General features: G+C 58.9%; 18 protein-coding genes. 10 read left to right on the forward strand and 8 right to left on the reverse strand.

Going from position 1 to position 19,346, the window contains the following annotated elements:
- Positions 1-74 precede the first annotated feature (74 nt).
- Complete coding sequence (locus OKC31_RS18550) at positions 75-779, reverse strand: GntR family transcriptional regulator (protein ID WP_005357335.1); 705 nt, start codon at positions 777-779, stop codon at positions 75-77.
- 282 nt (positions 780-1,061) lie between these two features.
- Between OKC31_RS18550 and OKC31_RS18555 the strand changes: the two genes are divergently transcribed.
- A complete protein-coding gene (locus OKC31_RS18555) occupies positions 1,062-2,651 on the forward strand; it encodes an alpha-glucoside-specific PTS transporter subunit IIBC (protein ID WP_236368295.1) in 1,590 nt (529 codons plus the stop codon).
- Positions 2,648-3,973, forward strand: coding sequence for a 6-phospho-alpha-glucosidase (locus OKC31_RS18560; protein ID WP_206692012.1), 1,326 nt, complete (start codon positions 2,648-2,650; stop codon positions 3,971-3,973). The genes OKC31_RS18555 and OKC31_RS18560 overlap by 4 nt, the downstream gene beginning before the upstream one ends.
- Before the next feature lie 64 nt (positions 3,974-4,037).
- Here OKC31_RS18560 and OKC31_RS18565 read toward each other — a convergent pair whose 3' ends face one another.
- Positions 4,038-5,042 (reverse strand): substrate-binding domain-containing protein, encoded by a 1,005-nt coding sequence (locus OKC31_RS18565; RefSeq protein WP_005355925.1) that lies wholly within the window; start codon positions 5,040-5,042, stop codon positions 4,038-4,040.
- A 434-nt stretch (positions 5,043-5,476) separates the two neighbouring features.
- On the opposite strand from OKC31_RS18565, the gene OKC31_RS18570 reads away from it, so the two are divergent.
- The 7 genes from OKC31_RS18570 to glpG all read left to right on the forward strand — a co-directional run bounded on the left by OKC31_RS18570 (position 5,477) and on the right by glpG (position 11,617).
- Positions 5,477-6,598: a branched-chain amino acid ABC transporter substrate-binding protein gene (locus tag OKC31_RS18570; RefSeq protein WP_270657381.1), complete on the forward strand. Its 1,122-nt coding sequence runs from the start codon at positions 5,477-5,479 to the stop codon at positions 6,596-6,598.
- 66 nt (positions 6,599-6,664) lie between these two features.
- Entirely contained in the window at positions 6,665-7,591 is a 927-nt protein-coding gene (livH, locus tag OKC31_RS18575; RefSeq protein ID WP_005339439.1) for a high-affinity branched-chain amino acid ABC transporter permease LivH, read from the forward strand.
- Positions 7,591-8,859: a high-affinity branched-chain amino acid ABC transporter permease LivM gene (locus OKC31_RS18580; protein ID WP_005355922.1), complete on the forward strand. Its 1,269-nt coding sequence runs from the start codon at positions 7,591-7,593 to the stop codon at positions 8,857-8,859. The genes livH and OKC31_RS18580 overlap by 1 nt, the downstream gene beginning before the upstream one ends.
- A complete protein-coding gene (gene livG / locus OKC31_RS18585; RefSeq protein WP_005357323.1) occupies positions 8,856-9,629 on the forward strand; it encodes a high-affinity branched-chain amino acid ABC transporter ATP-binding protein LivG in 774 nt (257 codons plus the stop codon). Before OKC31_RS18580 ends, livG begins: the two co-directional genes overlap by 4 nt.
- Before the next feature lie 10 nt (positions 9,630-9,639).
- The gene (locus OKC31_RS18590; protein WP_005339433.1) at positions 9,640-10,341 is read left to right on the forward strand and encodes an ABC transporter ATP-binding protein; all 702 of its coding nucleotides are present in this window, start codon (positions 9,640-9,642) and stop codon (positions 10,339-10,341) included.
- A 122-nt stretch (positions 10,342-10,463) separates the two neighbouring features.
- A complete protein-coding gene (gene glpE / locus OKC31_RS18595; protein ID WP_005355913.1) occupies positions 10,464-10,787 on the forward strand; it encodes a thiosulfate sulfurtransferase GlpE in 324 nt (107 codons plus the stop codon).
- Positions 10,784-11,617 carry a rhomboid family intramembrane serine protease GlpG gene (glpG, locus tag OKC31_RS18600; protein WP_201914639.1) on the forward strand — a complete coding sequence of 278 codons (834 nt, stop codon included), beginning with the start codon at positions 10,784-10,786 and terminating at the stop codon, positions 11,615-11,617. The genes glpE and glpG overlap by 4 nt, the downstream gene beginning before the upstream one ends.
- 66 nt (positions 11,618-11,683) lie before the next feature.
- Here glpG and OKC31_RS18605 read toward each other — a convergent pair whose 3' ends face one another.
- Positions 11,684-14,128: a VolA/Pla-1 family phospholipase gene (locus OKC31_RS18605; RefSeq protein WP_270657382.1), complete on the reverse strand. Its 2,445-nt coding sequence runs from the start codon at positions 14,126-14,128 to the stop codon at positions 11,684-11,686.
- A 300-nt stretch (positions 14,129-14,428) separates the two neighbouring features.
- Between OKC31_RS18605 and ubiK the strand changes: the two genes are divergently transcribed.
- A complete protein-coding gene (ubiK, locus tag OKC31_RS18610) occupies positions 14,429-14,686 on the forward strand; it encodes a ubiquinone biosynthesis accessory factor UbiK (RefSeq protein WP_005339429.1) in 258 nt (85 codons plus the stop codon).
- Positions 14,687-14,740: 54 nt separating this feature from the next.
- Here ubiK and OKC31_RS18615 read toward each other — a convergent pair whose 3' ends face one another.
- The 5 genes from OKC31_RS18615 to OKC31_RS18635 all read right to left on the reverse strand — a co-directional run bounded on the left by OKC31_RS18615 (position 14,741) and on the right by OKC31_RS18635 (position 19,316).
- Positions 14,741-15,487, reverse strand: a complete 747-nt coding sequence (locus OKC31_RS18615; protein ID WP_270657384.1) for a GGDEF domain-containing protein — start codon at positions 15,485-15,487, stop codon at positions 14,741-14,743.
- Between the two features lie 340 nt (positions 15,488-15,827).
- A complete protein-coding gene (locus tag OKC31_RS18620) occupies positions 15,828-15,959 on the reverse strand; it encodes a hypothetical protein (protein WP_270657385.1) in 132 nt (43 codons plus the stop codon).
- 16 nt (positions 15,960-15,975) lie between these two features.
- Complete coding sequence (gene fre / locus OKC31_RS18625; protein ID WP_005339423.1) at positions 15,976-16,674, reverse strand: NAD(P)H-flavin reductase; 699 nt, start codon at positions 16,672-16,674, stop codon at positions 15,976-15,978.
- Between the two features lie 146 nt (positions 16,675-16,820).
- Positions 16,821-18,290, reverse strand: coding sequence for a 4-hydroxy-3-polyprenylbenzoate decarboxylase (ubiD, locus tag OKC31_RS18630; protein WP_204382394.1), 1,470 nt, complete (start codon positions 18,288-18,290; stop codon positions 16,821-16,823).
- A 33-nt stretch (positions 18,291-18,323) separates the two neighbouring features.
- Complete coding sequence (locus OKC31_RS18635; protein WP_216979824.1) at positions 18,324-19,316, reverse strand: hypothetical protein; 993 nt, start codon at positions 19,314-19,316, stop codon at positions 18,324-18,326.
- Between the last annotated feature and the right edge of the window lie 30 nt (positions 19,317-19,346).

Here is a 19,346-nt window from a genome sequence, read left to right on the forward strand (position 1 = left end):
GATAGAGGGCCATTCCCTGCTTCGTGAAAGGCCCTGCATCCAGACAATAACCAACCCGCAGGCTGGCGAGCGGATTAACGAAAACGGTGCAGGTGGTAGTCGACATGGTAGTCGTTACCATTGCGGAACATGATGGAGTAGTTGAGGAACTCTCCGCTCTCGCTGTATGAGAGCGAGGTGAGCCGCAGGATAGGGGCCCCCTGCTCGATATGGAGCAGCTCGGCAGTAACCCGATCCGCCAGCACGGCACTGAAGCACTCATAGTTACCCGCAATCGCGATGCCGCACTCCCGTTCGATGTAGTCGAATTTGGACCCTTCCAGATGGGCGACCGACAGATTGCGAAACAGTCTGACCGGCATATAGCTCTCTTCCAGCAGCAGAGCCCGACCATCCACCGAGCGGATCCGGCTGGAGTAATAGACGGGTTCATTCACCTTCACCCTCAGCTGACTGGCGATGGCCGGTGGCGCAGGCATGGTGCGAAATTCCAACACCTGGCTGGTCAACGTGCGCCCCTGCTCGCGCATCAGTTCGGTAAACCCGCTCAGCCCTTTGGTCTCATGCTGGACATCCTTTTTCGTCACATAGGTGCCGCTGCCGTGGCGCCGCTCGACCAATCCCCACTCGATCAACATGTCTACCGCTTTGCGAATGGTCATGCGGGAGACACCATACTGTTCTGCCAGCGCTTTTTCGCCCGGCAACACATCTCCCACCCGGCACTCGGCACCGTTTACCCTGATCCTGAGTCGATCAGCCACCGATTTATAGATCACTGCTAGACATCTCCTGTGGTCACAACGCCAACCATCTCATTCTCAATGAAGTGGCTAAATTGCTTAAAAACAATAACTTAACTTTCAACTAAAGCTGCAAGAACATCACAAAACCAAGAGGTACAACAATATCGCAAAAGTTAGACATCTTTGTCTAAATAACTGCATGCGTCAGATCACATTATTCCAAGATATTTCATGAGGTCTCTTTTTATCGTTGCTAATTTGCATCTGGCAACACCGGCAAGGATTCGATTAGCTATTTCAACCAAGGGACAATATATGCTCAGTCAAATTCAACGTTTTGGCGGAGCAATGTTCACTCCTGTACTGCTTTTTCCTTTTGCAGGTATGGTAGTAGGCATTGCAATTATGCTGAAAAACCCGATGTTTGTCGGTGAATCACTGGCAAACCCACAAGGATTATTCTTCCAGATCATCCATATTATTGAAGAGGGTGGCTGGACAGTATTCAGGAATATGCCGCTGATATTTGCCATTGGCCTGCCAATCGGTCTGGCAAATAAGGCTCAAGCCAGAGCCTGTCTGGCTGTATTGGTCAGTTTCATGACTTGGAACTATTTTATCAACGCCATGGGAATGACCTGGGGCAGTTATTTCGGGGTCGACTTCAGTCAGGATGTGGGGGGGGAAAGTGGCCTCGCCATGGTGGCGGGGATCAAAACCCTGGATACCAGCATCATAGGGGCCATCGTCATCTCCGGCATCGTGACGGCACTGCACAACCGCCTGTTTGATCGCCAACTGCCGGTCTTTCTCGGCATCTTTCAGGGCAGCTCCTTTGTCACCATTGTCGCCTTCTTCGTGATGATCCCCTGCGCCTGGCTGACCCTGCTTGGCTGGCCAAAAGTACAGATGGGCATCGCCTCCCTGCAGAATTTCATGCTGGTCTCGGGTCCGGTCGGGGTGTGGGTATACACCTTCCTCGAGCGGATTTTGATCCCGACCGGCCTGCATCACTTTATCTACGGCCCCTTCATCTTCGGTCCAGCGGCAGTAGAGGGGGGCATTCAGCTCTATTGGGCACAGCACATGCTGGAGTTCAGCCAGAGCACTCGCCCGCTGATTGAACAGTTCCCTCAGGGTGGCTTTGCCCTGCACGGCAACTCGAAGATTTTCGGTGCCATGGGGATTGCTCTGGCCATCTATGCCACGGCAGCCAAAGAGAACAAGGCCAAGGTGGCAGGCCTGCTGATCCCAGCCACCCTGACCGCCATTCTGGTCGGTATCACCGAGCCGCTGGAGTTCACCTTCCTCTTCATCTCGCCTCTGCTGTTTGCCATCCACGCCCTGCTGGCAGCCACCATGTCGACTGTGATGTACCTGTTTGGTGTGGTCGGCAACATGGGTGGAGGTCTGCTCGACCAGTTCCTGCCGCAGAACTGGATACCCATGTTCCACAACCATGCGGGAATGATGTTCACCCAGATCGCTATCGGGTTGGTCTTTACCGGCATCTGGTTCCTGATATTCCGCGCGCTGATTATCAGGCTCAATCTTAAAACACCGGGCCGGGAAGACAGTGAAATAAAGCTTTATTCCAAGTCAGATTATCAGGCAGCCAAAAATCAGCGTGGCAGTGATAGTGCAACACAAATTATCGAAGCGCTTGGTGGAGTTAGAAATATACGCAGTCTGAATAATTGTGCCACGCGCTTAAGAATATCGCTGGTTAACAGCAAGCTAGCCGCTGCAGATGAGGCGTTTATTAAATTAGGGGCCCATGGTGTCGTCCGCCATGGCGATAGTATCCAGGTAATTATCGGTCTGCATGTACCTCAGGTACGTGAAAATATGGAATCGATTATGAACAACAGTCATCAACAATCGTCTTTAGTAATGGAGTCATGATCATGAAAAAATTCTCTGTAGTCATTGCCGGTGGTGGCAGCACTTTTACTCCTGGTATCGTTCTGATGTTGCTGGAAAATCAACATCGCTTCCCGCTCAAGGAGATCAAATTCTACGACAACGATGGTGCCCGTCAGGAGATCATCGCCGAAGCCTGCAAAATCTTGCTGAAAGAGAAGGCTCCCGAGATCGCCTTCAGCTATGGCACCGACCCCAAAGCAGCGTTTAGCGATGTAGATTTCGTCATGGCCCATATCCGGGTTGGCAAATATCCGATGCGCGAGCTGGACGAGAAGATCCCGCTGCGTCATGGCGTGGTCGGTCAGGAGACCTGCGGCCCGGGCGGTATCGCCTACGGCATGCGCTCCATCGGCGGAGTGCTGGAGCTGGTCGACTATATGGAGCAGTACTCACCCAATGCCTGGATGCTCAACTACTCCAACCCGGCCGCCATTGTGGCCGAAGCGACCCGTCGCCTGCGTCCCAACGCCAAAATCCTCAACATCTGCGACATGCCGATCGGGATCGAGGGGCGCATGGCCCAGATTGCCGGTCTCAAATCCCGCAAAGAGATGCGGGTACGCTATTACGGCCTCAACCACTTTGGCTGGTGGACCCGCATCGAGGATCTGGAAGGCAACGACCTGATGCCGAAGATCAAAGAGCACGTCGCCCGCCACGGCTATGTGCCCAATAGCGCCAGCCATGCCGAAGCAAGCTGGAACGATACCTTCGCCAAGGCAAAGGATGTATGGGCGCTCGACCCGGATACCCTGCCCAACACCTATCTGAAGTACTACCTCTACCCGGACTATGTGGTGGCCCACTCCAACCCGGAACACACCCGCGCCAACGAGGTGATGGAGCACCGCGAGAAGCAGGTCTTCACCGCCTGTACCGACATCGTCAAGGCAGGCAATTCAGCAGCGGGCGAGCTGGAGATCGATGAACACGCCTCCTATATCGTTGACCTGGCAACCGCTATCGCCTTCAACACCCAAGAGCGGATGTTGCTGATCGTTCCCAATCGCGGCGCCATCCCCAACTTTGACCCGGAAGCCATGGTCGAGATCCCCTGCCTGGTCGGCAGCAGCGGACCTGAGCCGCTGCAGGTGGGCAGCATCCCGCTGTTCCAGCAGGGCATGATGGGCCAGCAGGTCGCGGTCGAGAAACTGGTGGTCGAAGCCTGGGTTGAGCACTCTTACCAGAAACTGTGGCAAGCCATCACCCTCTCCAAGACAGTGCCCAGTGCATCGGTGGCCAAGTCCATTCTCGATGACTTGATAGAGGCCAACAAAGCCTACTGGCCGGAACTGAAATAAACCGCCCATAAACAAAAACCCCCTCGTGACAGAGGGGGTTTTTCGTGTTGGCAACGGGCGCGGATTAACGCAACGGTTTGACCGAGCGACGGACGATCAGCTCGGGCTGTACCGTCATCGATTCCACTTCCAGCTCCTTGTTGCGGATCCGGCTGACCAGATGCTTCACCGCCAACTGGCCCAGTTCGGCCTTCGGGTGACGGATGGTGGTCAGCGGCGGACTGGAGAAGCGCGCCATCTCCACATCGTCGTAGCCGATGATGGAGATATCGTCCGGCACCTTGACTCCGGCTTCCCAGGCAGCGCAAATCGCGCCGATCGCCATGGGATCGTCGAAGGCAAAGACCGCGGTCGGACGAGGCTGCAGGGCCAGGATGCGCTGCATGGCATCGAAGCCGCTCTGGCTCTCGTAATCCCCTTCAAAGACCTGCTCATCTTTGAGGGTCAGACCGTGCTCGCCCAGCGCATCACGTACCCCGTCCAGTCGCTGCTGGGTGGTCGGCTTGGAGAGCTGGCCAGTGATGCAGACGATGTCGCGGTGCCCCAGCTCCAGCAGATGGCGAACGGCCATGCGGGCGCCGATGCGGGCGTTGTCGTTGATGACGTTGGCGAAATCGCACTCCGTGCCCCAATCCAGTACCACCTGCGGCACGTTCTTGTGGATGCGCAGCATGTCACGCAACGGGGTGTCGATATCGGTACCCAATACCAGCAGTCCATCCACCCGTTTTTCCATCAGCATTCTCAGGTAATGCTGTTGGCGAGGCGGCTGGTTTTCGGTGTTGCAGAGGATCAGGCTGTAGCCCTGTTCGAAGCAGTACGCTTCAACCCCTTGCACCACTTCTGCGAAGAAGGGGTTTACGCTGGTGGTAACCAGCATGCCAATGGTCTTGGTCGAATTTATTTTAAGACTGCGCGCTACCGAGTTGGGCGCGTAGTTGAGTTCTGCCACCGCCTCAATCACTTTCTGGGTCGCGTCTTCGCTGACCCGCCGAGTGTGGTTGAGCACATGTGAGACGGTGGAGATGGATACGCCTGCGCGCGAGGCGACATCCTTGATAGTGGCCATCTCTGTCTCCTGACTGTCAAAGGCGGAACATTAGCAGATTTCCCGAATAAAGGCTTGGTTTTAACGAGCTCTGCCACGGAATTGTCAATGCCGGCTAATTTAGGCGCTCATTTCTGTTTGCGCAAATGGATTCTGGTCAAAATGGGAGCGCTGTCAGAGTAAAATATCGCCAGATTAATCCTCTGGCGTTTGTCAGAATCACCTCTCGTTACCAAGATGTTAAGTCAACAAATCAAAATTAAGCTCTGATTAGCAGAAAATAACAGGTCATTTATTTCAAAATCCGTCCATCCAACCCCCTCTGGTTAGTATCTTTAACAGCTTGTTATTGCCCCGTGAGGAATGATAGAACCATACCTATAGCCGGATGCACGGGATGTAGATCCGGAATGGCACACGGAAATGAAACAATCCACTGATTAAGGGACGAATCAATGCATAAGTTGAGCAAAATCACAGTTGGCGCAGCGGTTTCTTTGGCTCTGTTTGGATCGATCTCCATCGCCCACGCGGCAGACACCATCAAGATAGGTATCGCAGGCCCGGTTACCGGCCCGGTTGCCCAGTACGGGGACATGCAGTTCACCGGCGGCAAGATGGCGGTAGAGCAGATCAACAAGGCTGGCGGCATCAATGGCAAGCAGATCGAAGCAGTCGTCTATGACGATGCCTGCGATCCCAAACAGGCGGTGGCCGTTGCCAACAAGGTGGTGAACGACGGCGTCAAGTTCGTGGTCGGTCACCTCTGCTCCGACAACACCCTGCCCGCCTCCGACATCTATGAAGATGAGGGGATCCTGATGGTTACCCCCGCCTCCACCAACCCCAAGATCACCGAGCGCGGTTACCAGCTGACCCTGCGTACCATCGGCCTGGATAGCGATCAGGGCCCGACTGCCGCCAAGTACATCATCGAGCAGGTCAAACCCCAGCGCGTGGCCGTTATCCACGACAAGAAGCAGTACGGTGAAGGTATCGCCTCCAGCGTCAAAGCCGCACTCGACAAGGCTGGCGTGAAGGTGGTGGCCTATGAAGGGATCACCGCCGGTGACAAGGACTTCTCTGCCCTGATCGCCAAGCTACAGAAAGAGAACGTCGATTTCGTCTACTACGGCGGCTATCACCCTGAGCTGGGCCTGATCCTGCGTCAGGCTGGCGAGAAGGGGCTGAAAGCCAAGTTCATGGGCCCGGAAGGGGTGGGTAACAAGGATATCTCCGCCATCGGCGGCCCGGCTTCCGAAGGCCTGCTGGTGACCCTGCCGAACAAATACGATCTGGTGCCTGCCAACGCCCCGCTGGTCGCTGCGTTCAAGGCCAAGGGTCAGGACTCCTCCGGCCCGTTCGTCTGGACCACCTATGCCGCGGTGCAGAGCCTGGCTGCCGGTATCGCCAAGGCGGGTGAAGATGACCCGGCCGCCGTTGCCGCCGCCATCAAGGCCGCACCGATCGATACCGTGATGGGCCCCCTGACCTGGGCACCTAACGGTGACCTGAAAGGCTTCGAATTCGGTGTATTCCAGTGGCACGCTGACGGTACTTCCAGCCAAGTCAAATAATCTGCCGATCGGGGGTGAGTACGCTCACCCCCTCCTCTCTTTGCGGGCAAGTACAGGGAACGCAGTATGTCCGAACACCTCCTTTATCTCGTTCAGCAACTGCTGAACGGATTAACCATAGGCAGCACCTATGCGTTGATCGCCATTGGCTACACCATGGTCTATGGCATCATCGGCATGATCAACTTCGCCCACGGCGAGGTTTACATGATCGGCTCCTATGTCGCTTTTATGGTGATGGCGGGGCTCATGATGATGGGCATCGACAGCACCTTTCTACTGCTGGGGGGCGCCTTCCTGGTCAGTATCATCATCACCGGCACCTATGGCTGGAGCATCGAGCGGGTCGCCTACCGGCCACTGCGCGGTGGCAACCGGCTGATCCCCCTTATCTCCGCCATCGGCATGTCGATCTTCCTGCAGAACATGATGCGGATGGCACAGGGCTCGCGGGATATCGCCATGCCCAGCCTGATCTCAGGTGGCTGGACCCTGGGGGGTGAGGATGGTTTTCAGGCCAGCCTCTCCTATATGCAGTTGATCATCTTCGTGGTGACTTTCATCACCATGCTGGCGCTGACCCAGTTCATCGGCCGCTCCCGCATGGGCCGCGCCTGCCGCGCCTGTTCGGAAGATATCAAGATGGCCAACCTGCTGGGGATCGACACCCACGTAGTCATCTCCATCACCTTCGTACTGGGGGCCGCGCTGGCCGCCGTCGCCGGGGTGCTGCTCGGCATGTATTACGGCGTCATCAACCCCTACCTCGGCTTTATGGCCGGTCTGAAGGCCTTCACTGCCGCAGTGCTGGGCGGTATCGGCAGCATTCCGGGCGCCGTACTGGGCGGCCTGCTGCTCGGCGTGGTTGAAGCCCTCACCGCCGGTTATCTCAGCACCGAGTACAAGGATGTGATGGCGTTTGCCCTGCTCATTTTTGTGCTGCTCTTTATGCCGACTGGCATCCTGGGTCGTCCGGAAGTGGAGAAAGTGTGATGAAACATCAATTTATCCACGCCTGTATCGCCAGCCTGGTGTTGCTGGTGCTCTCCTTCTGGCTGCTCGGCTTCAAGCTGGAGACCGATGGCTCCAGTCTGCAGGTAGTGAGCCGCCTCGATGTGTCGCTGGCCTGGCTGCTGGGGGGCGCCACCCTGGTGTTCTGGTTCCAGATGCTGCGCGGCCAGATTGCCAAGCTGTTTCAGGCCTCCATCAGCGGCTTCTCGGTTGGCTTCACCAAGCTGGTGCTACCGAGCCCGGAAGAGGCGCCCAAGCTCTATAACCTCACCGCCGTGCTGGTGCTGCTGTTCGCGGTGAGCTGGCCCTTTATGGCTTCTCGCGGTGCTATCGATCTCGCCACCCTCACCCTGATTTACATCATGCTGGGGCTGGGGCTGAACGTGGTGGTCGGCCTAGCCGGTCTGCTCGATCTCGGCTATGTCGGCTTCTACGCGGTCGGCGCCTACAGCTATGCCCTGCTCAACACCTACTTCGGGCTGAGCTTCTGGGAGTGCCTGCCCATCGCCGGGCTGATGGCCGCTACCTTCGGCTTCCTGCTCGGTTTCCCGGTGCTGCGGCTGCGGGGGGACTATCTGGCCATCGTCACCCTGGGTTTTGGCGAGATCATCCGCATCCTGCTCAACAACATGACCACCCTGACCGGCGGCCCGAACGGGATCTCCGGCATTCCCAAGCCGACGCTGGGGGGGCTGGAGTTCAACCGCACCGTCAAGGATGGGGGCTTTGATACCTTCCACAACTTCTTCGGCATTACCTACAACGCCAACCACAAGGTGATCTTCCTCTACCTGATGGCGCTGGTGCTGGTGGTGGTGACCCTGTTCGTCATCAACCGCCTGCTGCGCATGCCCCTTGGCCGCGCCTGGGAAGCGCTGCGGGAAGACGAGATCGCCTGCAAATCGCTGGGGCTCAACCCCACCATCATCAAGCTGACCGCCTTCACCATAGGCGCCACCTTTGCCGGTTTCGCAGGCAGCTTCTTTGCCTCGCGGCAGGGCTTTATCAGCCCGGAATCCTTCGTCTTTATCGAGTCGGCCATTGTGCTGGCGATTGTGGTGCTGGGTGGTATGGGCTCCCAGATCGGGGTGGTGCTGGCCGCTATCGTGATGACGGTGCTGCCGGAGCTGGCCCGCGAATTCAACGAGTACCGCATGCTGATGTTCGGCCTCTTGATGGTGTTCATGATGATCTGGCGGCCACAGGGATTGCTGCCGATGACCCGTCCGCATCTGGAGTTGAAGAAATGAGTACACATCAGAAGTTAATGGAAGTCTCTGATTTGTCGATGCGCTTCGGGGGCCTGCTGGCCGTCAACGGGGTAAAACTGGATATCGACAAGGGCGAGGTGATCTCCATCATCGGCCCCAACGGCGCGGGCAAGACCACCATCTTCAACTGCCTGACCGGCTTCTACAGCCCGAGCGGCGGCACCATCCGTTACAAGGGTGAAGAGATCCAGGGGCTGCCCGGCCACCTCATCGCCCGCAAGGGGATTGTGCGTACCTTCCAGCACGTGCGGCTGTTCAAGGAGATGACCGCGGTGGAGAACCTGCTAGTTGCCCAGCACCAGCACCTCAACACCAGCTTTATCGCCGGTCTGTTCAAGACCCCGGCCTTCCGCCGGGCGGAGCAGGAGGGGCTGGAGCGGGCCGCCTTCTGGCTGGATAAAGTGGGCCTCAAGGATCTTGCCAACCGCGCCGCCGGTAATCTGGCCTACGGTCAGCAGCGCCGCCTCGAGATCGCCCGCTGCATGGCGACCCGTCCCGAGCTGCTGATGCTGGACGAACCGGCTGCCGGCCTCAACCCGAAGGAGACCGACGAGCTGGACGAGCTCATCATGAGCCTGCGGGACGAATTCGGGGTCTCGGTGCTGCTGATCGAACACGATATGAAGCTGGTGATGGGCATCTCCAACCGTATCTTCGTGGTCAGCCAAGGCACCCCGCTGGCCCATGGCAAGCCGGATGAGATCCGCAATAATCCGGCAGTGATCAAGGCCTATCTGGGCGAGTCGTAAGGAAAACAAGATGTTAGAACTTCGCAACGTATCGACCCACTATGGCAAAATTCAGGCACTGCACGATGTCAGCGTCGAGGTGAAAGAGGGTGAAATCGTCACCCTGATCGGTGCCAACGGCGCAGGCAAGACCACCCTGCTGATGACCCTCTGCGGTGAACCCAAGCCCAGCAGCGGCTCCATCTGGTTTGAGGGGGAACAGATCAGCTCCCTCACCACCGCCCGCATCATGCGCAAAGATATCGCCGTGGTGCCGGAGGGGCGTCGCATCTTCGCCCGCCTGACGGTGGAGGAGAACCTGCTGATGGGCGCCTTCTTCGTCGACAAGGCTGAGCAGCATGGCCTGCTGGATCAGGTGTTCACCCTGTTTCCGCGCCTGCACGAACGGCTGGAACAGCGGGCAGGCACCATGTCCGGCGGCGAGCAGCAGATGCTGGCCATCGGCCGTGCCCTGATGAGCAAACCGCGCCTGCTGCTGCTGGATGAACCCTCGCTGGGGCTGGCCCCCATCGTCATCCAGCAGATCTTCGACACCATTGAGCAGTTGCGCCAGAAGGGGATGACCATCTTTCTGGTGGAGCAGAACGCCAACCAGGCGCTCAAGCTGGCCGACCGCGGTTATGTGCTGGAGAACGGCCACGTGGTGCTGCAAGACACAGGAGCCGCCCTGCTGGCCAACCCGGCAGTGCGGCAGGCCTATCTGGGCGGTTAACCCACTGACCCGCATGCCATATCGACAAGGGAGCCGCTGGCTCCCTTATCTTTTGTGGGGTTAGTTTGCGCCCAAGCTTGCGGTACACTGGCCCGTAATCAACCTATTCGCAGGACATCTCGATGGACCAGTTTGCCCATATCAATGCCCATGATGCCCACCAGAAACTGAGCGCGGGTGAAGCCCGTCTGGTGGATATTCGCGACCCGCAATCCTTTGAAGCGGCCCACGCGGTCGGCGCCTTCCACCTCACCAACGGCACCCTGGTGCGCTTTATGAACGAAGTGGATTTCGATACCCCGGTCATCGTGATGTGCTACCACGGCAACAGCAGCCAGGGGGCTGCCCAATACCTGCTGCAACAGGGTTATGACGAGGTCTACAGTCTGGATGGCGGCTTCGAGGCGTGGCGCCGGGAGTTTCCCATCGAGGCAGGCGAGGCATGATCCAGCTGCTAGTGCTCGACAACGCCCGCATGGCACAGGCGCTGGTGGACTATCTGGCGACCCTGGGGATCTCCTGCGAGCTGACCCAGTCCGAGCTGGGGGTCACCATCTGGCTGGCGGACGAGCAACGCCTCGCTCAGGCCCAACTGGAGGTGAAGCGCTTTCTGGCCGAGCCGGGCCACCCGCGCTATATGGAAGCCTCCTGGCAATCCGGCCACGCCGATGCCCGCATCGACTACAGCAAGGGGATGACGGATCCCATCACCGATTTCCTCCATCAGGCGGGGCCACTGACGCTGATGGTGATCATCGCCTGTCTCGCCATCTACGGGATCGAGGCCATCGGCCTGCCCATCTACGATGAACTGGCATTCCACCCGACGCTTGCCCAGTTCACCGACTGGCAGGCGTGGCGTTATTTCACCCCCGCCCTGATCCACTTCTCGGTGCTCCATCTGGTGTTCAACTTGCTGTGGTGGTGGTATCTCGGCGGCCAGATCGAGCAGCGCCTCGGCAGCGGCAAGCTGCTGATCCTGCTGCTGGTGGGCGCCGCCCTGCCCAATATCGCCGAGTTCTTTGCCAGCGGCCCGCTGTTTGGCGGTCTCTCCGGCGTGGTCTATGCCCTGCTCGGCTACTGCTGGCTGCGCAGCAAGCTACAACCGGCCTGCGGCCTCACCCTGCCACCAGCATTGATGGGCTTTATGCTGTTCTGGATGGTGCTCGGCTTCTTCGACATGCTCGGCACCAGCACGGCCAATATTGCCCACCTGACCGGCCTGCTGGTCGGCCTGCTGCAAGGCTGGCTGGATCGCAACCACCAGCCGACCTGATTATTCAGCAGTTGCAGAAACGAGAACGCCGCCCCGAGGGGCGGCGTTTTTTTACGCGATGAGCAGTTACTGCTTGATCAGGGTGTCATCGGTTACCTTGACCGCCGCGCCACCGCTCATAAAGAAGCTGGCGAACTGGGTCTGGATCTCGGTGGTGACCGCGCCAGCCTGATCGAAGTTCTCGTCAGGTGCCAGCAGCGAGCTATGGCCCCCTTTCAGGAAGCGGGCTGCATGGTGACCCGCCGGGAGCACGCCGGACCCTTTCAGCTCTTGCAAACCCAACACCCGGAACAGCGGCTCGGTGCCACCCAGCGGCGCAGAGGCGATGCTGTTGGGGATCACCTGATCCGGCAAGCTGAGCGCACCATCGCCAACAATTTCGGTGGCGAACAGCGGGAAACTCTTGGCGACACCACTGCCCAGATTGATCGGGTCCGCAGAGTCCAGCACTGACTGGGCGGCAAAGGTATAGCTCTGCAAGGTGCTCGCCGCACCCGCCTGCGTGGCCGCATCCAGACTGGGCAGGAACTCGTTGACGAAGCAAGTGGCGGCAGCCGTTTTGCAATTCGGTGCATAGGCGGTAAAGCCCGCTTTCAGCGCCGGACTGCCCGAGGTAAGCACGCTCATCTTGATGGTCGGCCCGAAGCTCGGCGAGTTGAGCAACAACGGCGCGATGCCGCCACCCGGCATCGCCAGACCACCGGTATCGAACTTGAACAGGGCATCAGCCTGAGCACTGCCGGTGGTCTGGTTGGCGACAGCCAGCAGATTGGCCCCGGTAATGGCACCGAGTGAGTGACCAAGGAAGTGAACTTTCAGACCGGCACCACCCAATTGGCCACCCAATCCCTGGGTGTTGGCCAGACCGACAGCCAGTCGCAGTCCCAGCAGATCGGCCACGCTCTGTTTCAGGTTGTCCCGCGCCACCGTCAGATAGTTGAGGTTCAGATAGGGGAGCGGGTTCTCCGATGTGGTCACCGTCGCCATGCTGTTGCTCAGGGCATAACCACGCTCGCCGTGCAGCGGATGATCGATCACTACCACAGCGACATTTTTGGCTGTTGGTGTGACTTGCAGACCAGCACCAATCTGGCCCAGCGCCAGCGCATAGGCGTTCTCCTTGATGGAGGTAACCCCGTGTTGATAGATGATCACATCGGTAATGGTATTGAGCGGTGCAGCGGCGAAGATCCGCAGCGGTACCGATTGTACTTCGGTCAGGGTCGGCAACGGGTTGAAACGGCCGATATTGCGCTCGGCATCCAGCGGCTTGCCACCAGAGGTGAGGGTCACCCCGATCAGCTTGCTTGCCTCGGTCAGCAGTTCACTCTGACGGCTCGGGTCGGCGATCAGCTCACCCAGCAATGCCGGGTCCACGCCCGCCCCGACCAGTCCACCGATCACCTCGGTATCGCCCGCTTTCAGCGCGTTGGCGATGGAATAGAGGCTGGGAATGGCGCCGTGCCAAGATTGGGTCTTGGCCTTGTCCCAGGAGCCGGCTATCGCCGGGGTTGAGAGGAAGTAAGGGAGTTTGACGGTACCGGTATACACCTTGGTCACCGCTGCAACTCCGTTTAGGGTGCCATTAGCCGCCACAGCGGCAGCAATCGCATCACGATCTTTCTGCGGCAAGAATTGCTCATTCGCCAGCTGGGTCAGAAAATCCACCCCGCCATTAAGACCGTTGATGGTATAGGTTGCTGGCAGGCTGGTGTTGCCCTTGGCATCCTGTTTCCACAGCGCTGCGGCGTCCAGGCTCGGGCTCTTCAGCACGGAAGCGGCGGCACTCTTCACCGCCAGCAGCACATCGGCACCAGATTGGGTGGCAAACCAGTCGGAGAAGATCACCCGATCGCTGGTGATCCCGGTGGCCGCCTTGAACAGACCTTCCTGCAGCGAGATCAGGCCGTTAATGGTCTGCTCCTGAGTGGTTGCGCCAGCTGTCGATTTGAAGCTGCTGTAATCGCCGCCCGCCTTGAGCGGTGTGCCACGACTGTCCTTGAGGGCATCGGTCGCCACGATCATGTAGTAAGAAGAGGGATTGAGCGGCTTGAGCGGAACCAGATTGAGCTTGCCGTCCCCGCCAGTGACCACAAAGTCGGTCCCATAAACCAGTGGCTTGCCGCCCTTGACTACGTTGGGTTGCAGAGTGACCGGATCCAGCGTGAGCTCGAGCAGGTAGAGGGGCGCAACGGCAGAAGCATACTCGCTGGCCGCCGGTGCCGGCACAGAGACACCGGTCACGGTCGCCGGTACCAGCTGGACGGGTTGGGTGGTTGACCAGCCATCCAGGGTGGAGAGGGCAGATACCGGGTTCGACAGATCAGCAGTTTCTGTCGAAAACTTCAGGGTACCGTCGCTGGCACGGGGGGCCAGCACGCTCGGGCGCACCCCGTTGGCACCACTCAGGACGTAGTCGAGGGAGCTGGTGGTGTCTCCCTTGTTGTCATCTCCACCACATCCGGCCAGCAGGGCGCTGACAACAGCTGCATAAATTAGCTTCTTCTTCATTTTTTATTCTCTTTTTATAAGGTTGTTATCCATCACAAGCCAACGGGGTCATCACGACCTCGACTGCAAAACGTTAACATAAAACCAACACCAAATAAGACTCATGCCGGACAGTTCTGGCTCAGCTTTGTGGTGCATGTCATGGTTTCAGGTTAACAAAGGGGCGCAAGGGTAGCAGTTGTGGCCCCATCACCAGACCCGACCAGCCAGCGGGCACCATCACGACTAAAAAGCCGCCGCGATCTCGGCAAAGTGAGGGAATTGTCGGTAGAATGTCCGCCAACGCTTAAGGAGGACATCATGATCGACCCGAAGAAACTGGAAGAGATCGCCAAGCAGGTGCACAACTCCCTGCCGCCCGGCATTCGCAGCATGGGTGAAGAGGCCGAGAAGAAGATGCGTCAGGTACTGCAAGCCCAGCTGGGCAAGCTGGATCTGGTCAGCCGCGAAGAGTTCGACGTGCAGACCAAGGTGCTGCTGCGTACCCGTGAAAAACTGGCCGCCCTCGAAAGCAAGCTGGCTCAGCTCGAGCAGCAGCTCGGCGCCAAAGGCGAATAACGAAAACCCCAGCTCGGCTGGGGTTTTTGCTTTGAATTGAACCTGTAAAAAACATCACACCTGAAGCAGATACCAGGCCCGCTTGCCGCGCGCCTTGGCCTCATACATGGCACGGTCGGCCACCTCCAATGCCTGTCGGAAGCTCAATGGCTCCTCCTCCCACAGGGCGATGCCGATACTCAGCCCCACCCGTTGCGGGCAACCGGGTTTGGGCACATAGCCATGCATCCGGCTGATCAGGGCGTCAGCCAGTTGCGCCAGGCCATGGCTCGACACATCCCGGTGCAGATGCACCACAAACTCGTCGCCGCCGTAACGGCCGCATAGCGCCGAGCCAGGCATAATAAGGCGCAGCCAGTCCGCCATCTGCTGCAACACCAGATCGCCGCAGGCATGGCCCAGCTGGTCATTGATCCCCTTGAAATCATCCAGATCGATAAAGAGCAGCGCCCCCGCCCCTTGCGGCTGCAGTTGGGCAAACGCCTTGCCAAACCCCTGCCGGTTGAGCAAGCCGGTCAGCGCGTCGCTGTTGGCGCGCTCCGCCAGTCGCTGCTCATAAGCCTTGCGCTGGGTGATATCGATATGGGAGCCCATGATCCGCAGCGGCTTGCCATCGCCATCCCGATCGACGACCCGACCCCTATCCCACAGCCAGGTGACCTCGCCTTGCGGATTGATGGTGCGGTATTCGGCTTCATAGAAGGGGGTTTTGCCCTCAAGGTGGGCAAAGTAGCTGCCCATGGCATGGGCGCGATCGTCGGGATGGAGCTTGGCGCTCCACTGATCGAAATGAGGGGCCATGTCACCGGCCTGAAAGTTCTGCAGATTGAAGACCCGCAGCTCGCCGGTGGGAATGTGGTGCCCTGCCAGAGACAGATGCCGGTGCCATCGAGGGCGGCATTGAGCTTCTCCTGCAACAGGCCGTTTTCATGCTGCAAAGCGGCGATCTCTGCCTGCAAACGGGCCATTTCACCGCCATGAGGGGACGGGATCAGCGTTGCGACCCGCTCGACAGAGCCGGTCTCTCCCCTGTCATCCTCCGCAGATGCCCTGCCCTCTTCACTCAACACTGCGCCTCCTTGTGCTCGCTCTATGGATGCTCTTGTCAATCCCCCACAAAGATGCCATCAGCTAGGCTCGATTAGTAGCCATTCATAGCCAAAATATTGAAAAATAATGGGATAACGCCGCGATAATCCAACCATTCGGTACGATCAGGTACTGCTGCAGCCACAAAAATAAAAGCCCCCGGCAAAACCGGGGGCTGCGTCATCCAGACGGGAATCCCGTCAGATAAATTCGTAGGCATCACCAAAGATGCGCTCCGGCTCGGCGCCAAGGATCTTGAACTCCTCACGCGCGGCACCCGCCATCTCGAAACGGCCGGCGACATAGATGTCGTAGTCGTGGAGGCTGACGAAGTCATCCATGATCGCCTTGTGTACCAGCCCGCTCTTGCCGGTCCAGTCAGCCTCAGGCTCCTGCACCACCGGGATAAAGGTGAGCGGCGCATAGTCACGCTCCCACTGCTGCATCTGCTCCAGCTCATAGAGCCAGTGAGCCTGACGCACACCCCAGTAGAAGAACACTGGACGCTTGCTGCCCGTGTCGATCAGGTACTCCAGAATGGAGCGGGCGTAAGAGAAACCGGTGCCGCCCGCCATCAGGATCAGCGGACGGGGGGATTCATCGCGCAGGAACGCCTTGCCAGCCGGCAATTCAACCTCGATCTCCCCCTGCTCGCGCATGCGGGCCAGCACCTGACCGGCGTAGGCGTTTTCGGGAGTGGCACCAATTTGCAGCTCCAGCACGCCCGGGCGGGTCGGCGAGTTGGCGATGGAGAAGGGGCGCTTGTCCGAATCGCTCATCACCACCAGCAGATACTGGCCCGGCTTGAAGCTGATAGCTTGCTGCGGCGTCAGGGCCACATGCCAGATGGTGTCGACATATTCGCGCAGTTCCTCTACGCGGCATTTGATACGTTGCATTCTTGTCCTTGTGGCGGGCTCGCTCGGCCCGCTTCGCTCATTGTTTCACTATGGAGTGACGACCAGCAGCCCTGGCCCCGTCAGTCGAGAATACTCAAATCAGTGCGGATCGCATCACTTTTTGCAGCAAAGCTGTCATGTTTGCCTCATACGAGGATATTGAGCTCATCCCAGATGGCATCAACCTTCTGCTTCACCGCCTCATCCTGAACTATGGGCTGACCCCACTCCCGATTGGTCTCGCCCGGCCACTTGTTGGTGGCATCCAGCCCCATCTTGGAGCCGAGGCCGGAGACCGGCGAGGCGAAGTCCAGATAGTCGATCGGGGTGTGCTCGATCAAGGTAGTGTCCCGTGCCGGGTCCATCCGGGTGGTGATGGCCCAGATCACATCCTTCCAGTCGCGAGCGTTGACGTCATCGTCACACACCACCACGAACTTGGTGTACATGAACTGGCGCAGGAATGACCAGACTCCCAGCATCACCCTCTTGGCGTGGCCCGGGTAACGCTTCTTGATGGTCACCACCGCCATCCGGTAGGAGCACCCCTCCGGCGGCAGATAGAAGTCCACAATCTCGGGGAACTGCTTCTGCAGCAGCGGCACGAATACCTCGTTCAGCGCCAGACCCAGTACCGCCGGTTCATCGGGCGGACGGCCGGTGTAGGTGCTGTGATAGATGGCATCGCGCCGCTTGGTGATGTGGGTGATGGTGAAGACCGGGAACTCGTCCACCTCGTTGTAGTAGCCGGTGTGGTCGCCATAAGGGCCTTCCGGCGCCATCTCGCCCGGCTCAAGATAGCCTTCCAGCACGATCTCGGCGCTGGCGGGCACCTCCAAATCGCAGCTGATGGCCTTGATCACTTCGGTACGGCTGCCGCGCAGCAGACCGGCAAAGGCATATTCGGAGAGAGTATCCGGCACCGGCGTCACCGCGCCGAGGATGGTCGCCGGATCGGCACCGAGTGCCACCACCACCGGGAATCGCTCACCGGGATGGGCCTCCTGCCACTCGCGAAAATCGATGGCACCGCCACGATGATCGAGCCAGCGCATGATCAGCTTGTTCTTGGCGATCTTCTGCTGGCGATAGATGCCGAGGTTCTGCCGCTTCTTGTAGGGGCCACGGGTGATGGTGAGGCCCCAGGTGACCAGCGGCGCCACATCGCCGGGCCAGCAGTGCTGGATCGGGATCTGGTCGAGATCGACCGCATCTCCCTCCTGCACCACCTGCTGGCAGGGGGCGGAAGAAAGGCGCTTGGTCGGCATGTTGAGCACCTGCTTGAAGATCGGCAGCTTCTCCATCAGCTCCTTGAATCCCTTGGGCGGCTCGGGCTCCTTGAGATAGGAGAGCCAGACCCCGACCTGACGCAGGGCGCCCACATCGGGCTGCCCCATGCCCATGGCAACCCGATCAGGGGTACCGAACAGGTTGGTCAGCACCGGCATGGTGTAGCCTTTGGGATTTTCGAACAGCAGAGCCGGGCCACCCGCACGCAGGGTGCGATCGCTGATCTCGGTCATCTCCAGATAGGGATCTATCTCGCGGGTGATGCGCTTGAGTTGTCCGTTTTGTTCCAGCTGCGCGATGAAATCACGCAAATCCTTGTATTTCATGCAAGTTCCCAACCGGGTTCAGGAGGTCACGCATTATAACCCTGGCTGCCCATCGGGTGTACCCGAATCGGGTAGCAGACTCGGTGCAATGGGTGGCACGTCACGATGGCCGAGGCGTCTGGCCAGTGCAGAGAGCAGCTGGGGCTCGTCCACCTCCATCAACAGACCGGCCACCAGCGCCCCGTATTGACGGTTGGAGAGTTCCGCCAGCAGGTATTTCTGGGCTTGCGGCGGCAAGGGGGAGAGTGCGCTCAGCTGCCGCAGGGCGGCTCCCTTCAACCCCTCGTTGCCACTGGCGGCAATCAGCAGATCACTTGCGGCACTGCCGTGATGAAAGCGGTTGATGGTAGAGAGTGCGCGCAGCGCATCCTGATCTGCCGGCCGCCGCCACAGCATGCTATAGAGCGCCGGTTCGCCGGTGCGCTGCAACAGATGGAACAACAGGTGATTGTCGGGCAGATAGATATTCTGGCTGGCCAGCGCTTGCGCCTCCCGCATCCAGATCGGTTGCGGCAAGGTGTCGAGGGCCAGCAACAGGGCTTGCTGCTGCATGGCGAGATCGGGGTTACTGCTGTAGTAGATGGACTTTAGCTGGAAGCTGCCCTGGGCAAGCTGCTGCCGATAGCGCTGCATCAGTGATTGCAGCTGCCACTCCCCCAGCAACTGACGGGCCTGCGCGGCAAAATCATAGACAGGTTGCTGCACCAGAAAACCGTCGACCTGCTGCTCCATGAGCCACTCGGGTGCCTTGTCGGCCTGAGCCTCGACCCACTGTTGCAACGCAGGGGATGCAGGGGAGGTAGCGGGAATATCCCGCAGCAGCTGCAACAGCAGGAACTCCCGCCGCTCGCGACTCAGGGTCGCCAGCAGAGAGTCGATGGCTGCAAATTGCCCCTCCTGCAGACGGCCCGCCAGATAGCGCTGGTGAGTCTGCAACGTCTCGGCTGCCACCGCGATCGGAGCACTTTGCGCGCAGGCTGGCATTGCACTCAGCAACCCCAGCAATAACCAGAAAACAGGCTTCATGACGTCTCCATCCATGTGACATCGGGATCT

The organism is Aeromonas sp. Y293-4, assembly GCF_027705905.1.
Taxonomy (GTDB): Bacteria; Pseudomonadota; Gammaproteobacteria; order Enterobacterales; family Aeromonadaceae; genus Aeromonas; species Aeromonas veronii.